The following is a 6,795-nucleotide window of genomic DNA, read 5'->3' on the forward strand; positions in this document are numbered from 1 at the left end:
AAAACTAGACTACATAAAAGCAAATGATTATCATTACCATCAAGGTGTTTCAACATTACAACTTACTCAATTATTAAATATAAGGTAATAAAACTTGAACTTTTCAAAACATGTAAAATTTATATCTACATTACTGGTAGGTAATCTCATAGTTTCAAATATTTATGCGAATTACACAATGCCCCCACTAGTATTTTATGGCAATACATCAAGCCCCCCAACTTTAGATATTTCTCAAATAAATAATATGTCTCAACTATTACAACAAAATAGTTACAGGGATTATGGATTTGCAAATATGTCCAATATTTCCCCATCTATCGTTTCTTCTGCAACTAATTGCACTACACCCAATCCAATTGAGATAGCAAATGGAGAAAAATTGCATGAAGAACCAATATTCACTACTGGTTGGGAAATGCCACTGTCATATTCCAGTTTTTATCATTCTAAAGATAAAGACATTAAATTCAATATTCTACAATCAAATATTTCGTACACATTAAAGTCAGGCTGGCAAAATAATTTCGGAACTATGATGTATCCAACTGGCCTTAGCTCGAATAATAGAAAGGTAAGACTGGCACGTGCACTTCCGAATGGGCAGATGTCTTTTGCTGAATATAGAGATCCGGGTAAATTATCACAACCGTTCACCAATCTGGATGGAAGTGTTGAGACATATGAGGTTTACAGTGGTGGATTATCTGCGTTAGATATCGGAATATTAAGAAGCCGGAAAAATATGCATGGTATTGGTTGGGAAGAATTTAAAAATAATGGAACAGAAATAATTCACACAAATGGAAAAAAAATTAAAATTAAAAATATTGACTCATTTACAACTCAAGTTATTGATCCCGCGAACAATATATATACTTATATATATAATGACAAAAAGGATTTAGTTAAAATTATTTATCCAGATAACTTAGGAAGTAAGTCCTTTCATTATGGTGAAAATGGCGCAGGTGAGAAAAAGTTAACTGGTATTTCAATTAATGATAAAAGGTACACTACCTACCTTTATACAGGTGATAAAGCTACACAAAGTGGACGTAGCAATGGAACTCAAACTTACAGTTTAAATTATGGTAATAATTACACTATAGTAACTAATCCTTTGGGAGCAATATCTAAATATATTTATACGGATAACACAAAAAGCAAATTATCAAGAATTGAAAGAAGTGGGGTAAATAATTGTCCTGATAGCAGTTCCACTGTCACTTATGATAATAATGGTTATATTAAATCAAAAGTTGACTGGAATAATATAGAAACTTTCTATACTCATGATTCGGATGGTAGGTTATTGGAAGAAAAAAATATTGATAAGACTATAAAATATTACTGGTTAAATTCACCTAGCTTACTTAGTAAAATTGAAATTCTAGAAAACAATAATGCAATTCAAGAAATTAATTATAATTATTATTCACAGAATGAACCTGCAAAAAATAGAATTAAAAGCATAACATCATGTAGTAAATTGGGGACTTCAAATTGTAGTGTTACTGGTTACGGCTATACTTTACATAATAATGGCATGCTCAAAAATATTTCCATTGTTAAAAACTCAAAATCAATATCATATACTTATGATGACATAGGAAATCTGATAGAACAGGTAAATTCCGCAGGACATACCATAAAGTATAGTGACTATGATGACTTAGGTAATGTAGGAAAAATTATTGATCCAAATGGGATGATAATAGAATTCGTTTACGATGCTAGATCTCGTATTATAAGTAAAAGAAATACAATATCTGAAAATAATACTAGAATTGAAAATTATAAATATGGTCCTTTTGGAATAACCCAAATTGAAAAAGATGGCATGAGAGAAACCATAAATTATGACGATTTTGGAAATATATCAAATATTACACATGGCGTAGGAGATCAAGTAATTAGTGGGCAATTTTATACATATTCTAATTTAGGTAAATTACTGACCGTTGAGTATAGAGAAGGTAATAACATTCGCTTTAGTCAAAGCGTTTCTCATAATCAATTAGGATGGACAACAGCTAGTAAAGGAAATAACAACCAAAATGTTCGTTACGAATATGATGCAAATGGTAATATAATAAAAAAAACTGATTCTTCAAAAAAAGTTACAAGATACATTTATGATAAATATAATACTATGAGTGAAGAACATCGCCCAGATGGCTCAACGATTGGTTCTATCTATGACCAATCAGGGAATGTAGCATTTGTTCGGGATGGAAATGGAAACATAACTAGATATAGTTATGATGGGTTTGGTAACCTATTAAGTATTAGTAGCCCTGATACTGGTAACAGTTTTTACGAGTATGACTTAAATGGAAATATTTTAAAATTAACTAGATCAAATGGGGTTACAACAACATACTCATACGATTCGTTGAATCGACGAACAAAAGCAATTACTGGTACATCAGTTCAGACATGGATTTATGATCAATGTACTAATGGAATAGGACGACTTTGTGGTACATCCGATGGGGTGACAGCAAAAGGTTATGAATATACTAAAGATGGAAAAATAAGTGTACAAGCAACTTCGATTAATGGTGTGAGTTATCCAATATATTGGACATATGATAGTTACGGACGCTTAGAAAGTGAAAGTCGTCAGAACGAATCTTATAAAGTTACCTATAGTTATGATGCTTTGAGTCGCGTAAATAGTGTCAAAATCAAAATTGATGGTGTAGAACATACAGTAGTTAGTGGTATTGAATATGAACCATATGGTGGAATTAAAAATTGGACTTATGGAAACGGTCTAACAAGAGTAGCAAACTACGATACAAATTATCGTTTAACTAGTTTAAATAATTTATCATACTCATATGATGTGAATAATTTGATAAGAGAAATTGACGATAGAACCAAACCTCAAGATCTAACTATATATGAGCATGATGATATTGGACAATTGGTCTTATCTAGCACTTTTTCTGAAAATTTCATGTTGAGTGAAGTCTGGCATTTCGACAAAAATAGTAATCGAACTAAAAGCTCAAGTAATAATCAGTATACTTTTTATCAAATTAATTCGGGGAATAAATTATCAAATACCACCAATATTGAACCAAAATCCTTTATTTATGATGATTTAGGAAATATTACTCAAAAAACAGGTCATGGGGGAAATTTGAATTTCACTTATGACGGTTTTAATCGTCTAAACACTGTAAATGATAACTCAACAATAACTACATACGATTATGATGCATTTAATCTTCGTAGTCGTAAAAGTAGTAATGCAGGTAGTGTGAATTATGTTCATTCTCCTGATGGTCGTTTATTAGCTGAAACAGACCTAGCTATAACTCAAAATGGTTCCTTAAACACAGTATATATATGGCTAGGTGGACAAGTTATAGGTATGGTTCGCGGTAATCAGCTTAACTATGTTCATAATGATCACTTAGGCAGACCTCATAAACTTACTAATTCCAACAAAGATATAGTATGGGAATCACGCCATACTAGTTACGACACTTATGTTATTCAAAGCAATATTGGGCAGTTTAATATTGGATTCCCAGGTCAATATTATGATGCGGAAAGTAACCTATGGTACAACTGGAATCGCTATTACGATGCAACGACTGGTCGTTATACACAAAGTGATCCTGTAGGGCTTGCAGGCGGTACAAATACCTATGCATATGTCGGTAACAATCCTATTAGCTTTGTAGATTATCAGGGTCAATGGGGAATTCCTGGCGCTATATATGGTGCAATTGCAGGTGGAATTGGTGGAGGAATCACTGGCGGATGGCAAGGAGTATTAGTTGGTGCTGCTACAGGTGCTGCAGTAGGTGCTTTAATGCCAACCTCATCTCATGCTGTAGGAGCAGCAGCAGGAGCAGCAATTGGTTCAGGAGTAGCAAGCTTGGCTGGTCAAGCTACTGGTAATATTGTACAAAATCGAGATGTTATGGCCATGGAAAATTATAATTTCTATGCTGCAGGTGGCGCTATGGTAGGTGGTGCAGCTGGTGGCCCAGTAAATCATGTATTAAGTAGATTTGGTACTAGAGTAAATATGATAGGTAAACCATTAGGTACTCGTGGATACAACCGCACCCCTGGTATGTTTGCAGGTGCTGTATTCGAAGGTACAGTTGTTGGCTCATCTGAATTCATTGGTGGTGGTTTGAAACCAAACGATATACAAGTAGGATGTGCTCCATGATATGGTTTAACGCATTTTTGTTCTTTTTAATTTTTTGTTTATATTTTATGTTTATAGTATATGTATATTCAAAAATTCTTGTGGATATAAGCCACAAAAAAGGCTTAATAAAAGATTTAATGGGAATAATTGTTTATCTACTCATGATTCCTTTCTTTGGAGCTCCACTGATTATTGGATCAGAAATTAATGGCTATAGGGAATTGATATCTAAAAATAATTATTATTTCTTTTTTAATCTAATCTGTTTTGCTCTTTCACTATTGCCTGGGATTCTTGTTTTTAACAAGTACTATTTAAAGAAAGCTAAAAGAAGAAATTTTAGGTATTAAATAATAGTGAATTTTGATTAAATTAGAGAGTGAATTTATAATTAATTTCACTCTCTATTTTTTTGCTCTTAGATACTATTTTTTAAGATCTATCGAAAAATCTTGTATTTACTGCACCATATTTGCGCCTTACACCAAAAAATCAATCCAACCACTTAATATTTAATAAAATCACCAAAACATCTATTACACCAGCCATAGGCGCAACGATTAAATTATTTGACAGTTGATAAGGACCAATATACATATATATTCATACATTTTTAGACCTTCATAGTATACTGCATCTGCCATAGTGGCTCATCATTTTCTGAGTATGTTTTCTTCGACATGAAAAAATTAGTTCGACATCACGCATTTCTTAAATCTTTCAGCGTGTTAGCTCTTTCTTTAAGCCTAGTTGCTTGTGGTAAAGGTTCATGGTTTGCCAATGAAGATGATGAACAATTAAAACAAGAGCAAATCAGAAAACTGATTCCAAATCGTGTCAGTCAACGTGACTCGTGGGCAAAAGACATCTACGATATTTCCAATGAATTAAAAATCCCAACCAACAAAGAAAATATCTGCACCATCATTGCGGTAGTTGATCAGGAATCTAATTTTGTTGCCAATCCTGTCGTGCCAGGTTTGGGGGATAAAGCGGTAAAAGAAGTCACCACACGTTTAAATGAAAAATTTGAAGATAAACTTGGAACCACAATTGGTGGCACGGTTGCTTCATATTTTGAGAATGTTTTAAAAAATCAGCCCTCGCCTGATGATAACTATTTAAAACAAATGAGTCGTGTCCGCACTGAAAAAGATTTAGACGTACTTTATCGTGAAATCTTTGATTATATGGCAAAGCATTATCATGTGAGTGCGCTGACGGGTGCGGCAAAATTTGTTGGTCAAGATATTGCTGAAAAAATGAACCCAATCACCACATTAGGCTCCATGCAGGTTCATATCAATTATGCCAAAGAGCATAAACGCACCAGTATGAACATCAATGAATTACGTGATGATCTATATACTGAATTTGGTGGTTTATACTATGGAATCCATCGTTTAATGATGTATCCAGCAGATTATGATAAACCGATTTATCGTTTTGCTGACTATAACTCTGGGATGTATTCGAGCAGAAATGCCGCTTTTCAAAAAATGATTGATAAGCTCACTGAAGCTGATCTGGCACTCGATGGTGATTTACTCTCGTATGACAAAAATGGCGACCCACGTCCAGCGATAACTGATACAGAAAAAGCTCTCACTGCTTTATTTTCAAAAAATAATATTTTAGTTACGCCTAGACAGTTACGTAGTGATTTAAAAGACGAGAAACAGCAAGATTTTGAAAAAACTCAAACTTATATCGCTGTATCTAAACTTTATAAGAATAAAACAGGTAAAGATCCAATGTATGCCATAATGCCAGAAGTTGTCATTTCTGGACCTAAATTGAGTCGTGATTATAATACTAACTGGTACGCAAGCCGCGTAAACGGACGATATGAAACATGTATGCACCGAGCAAAACGTTTAAAAATTTAGCATTATTTGATTTTGACGGAACCTTGTGTAAAAAAGACAGTTTCACAGGGTTTATTTTCTATGCTTTATCAAAAAGACACATCGTAAAGCAAGGCATCAAAATTTTACCGTGGATTCAGGCCTATTATTTAAACATCTACCCTGCCAACTCCATGCGTATCAAATTATTTAATGCAATGTTTAAACAAGCCGATGCCAATGAAATTCAAGATATTGCAAACGAATATGCTCAACGTTTAGTCCGACAACTGGATCAAAATCTTTATCAGCAGTTATTAAAACATCAAACAAATGGCGATGATGTTGTTTTGGTTTCAGCATCTGTAGATATTTACTTAAAAATCATTTGCCAAATCTTAGATATCGATTTGATTTGTACCGGTACTGAAGTCATAGATGGCAAATTTACTGGTAACTATTCCACGCCAGATTGTAGTTGTGAACAAAAACGACTACGCATCTTAGAAAAATATGATTTAGACCAATACGACAAAATATTCGCCTATGGAAACAGTGAAGAAGATTTGGATATGCTTCATTTGGCCGACTATCAATATATGGTTGGTAAGGATCAGGTTTTACCCTATTTAGAAGACGAAAAAAAATTTGCTTAAAAGATTTAATCAATGACTTGCTAAATATATATGATCTAAATAAATTGGGTAAAATTTCTTGATAATTATTTTACAATCAAAGTATTACCATAAAATTTAAAATAAA

General features: G+C 33.1%; 3 protein-coding genes and 1 pseudogene. 3 read left to right on the forward strand and 1 reads right to left on the reverse strand.

From position 1 onward, the window contains the following. The first annotated feature begins 178 nt into the window (after positions 1 to 178). Complete coding sequence (locus GJV03_RS20900; RefSeq protein ID WP_252720759.1) at positions 179 to 4,204, forward strand: RHS repeat-associated core domain-containing protein; 4,026 nt, start codon at positions 179 to 181, stop codon at positions 4,202 to 4,204. A 513-nt stretch (positions 4,205 to 4,717) separates the two neighbouring features. Here the strand turns inward: GJV03_RS20900 and GJV03_RS21855 are convergent. Then, a pseudogene (locus GJV03_RS21855) lies at positions 4,718 to 4,783 on the reverse strand (hypothetical protein); the annotation flags it as partial. Between the two features lie 83 nt (positions 4,784 to 4,866). On the opposite strand from GJV03_RS21855, the gene GJV03_RS20910 reads away from it, so the two are divergent. Next, positions 4,867 to 6,075: a DUF1615 domain-containing protein gene (locus tag GJV03_RS20910; RefSeq protein WP_004721853.1), complete on the forward strand. Its 1,209-nt coding sequence runs from the start codon at positions 4,867 to 4,869 to the stop codon at positions 6,073 to 6,075. Then, positions 6,042 to 6,689: an HAD-IB family hydrolase gene (locus tag GJV03_RS20915; protein ID WP_154131038.1), complete on the forward strand. Its 648-nt coding sequence runs from the start codon at positions 6,042 to 6,044 to the stop codon at positions 6,687 to 6,689. Before GJV03_RS20910 ends, GJV03_RS20915 begins: the two co-directional genes overlap by 34 nt. Positions 6,690 to 6,795 lie beyond the last annotated feature (106 nt).

Origin of the sequence: Acinetobacter sp. RIT698, from assembly GCF_009668065.1 — a bacterium.
GTDB lineage: Bacteria > Pseudomonadota > Gammaproteobacteria > Pseudomonadales > Moraxellaceae > Acinetobacter > Acinetobacter guillouiae.

What these genes read in the sequence shown, in the direction of transcription:
- GJV03_RS20915 (WP_154131038.1), top strand. Translation starts at nt 6,042, where the DNA reads ATGTATGCACCGAGCAAAACGTTTAAAAATTTAGCATTATTTGATTTT.
- GJV03_RS20910 (WP_004721853.1), top strand. Translation starts at nt 4,867, where the DNA reads ATGAAAAAATTAGTTCGACATCACGCATTTCTTAAATCTTTCAGCGTG.
- GJV03_RS20900 (WP_252720759.1), top strand. Translation starts at nt 179, where the DNA reads ATGCCCCCACTAGTATTTTATGGCAATACATCAAGCCCCCCAACTTTA.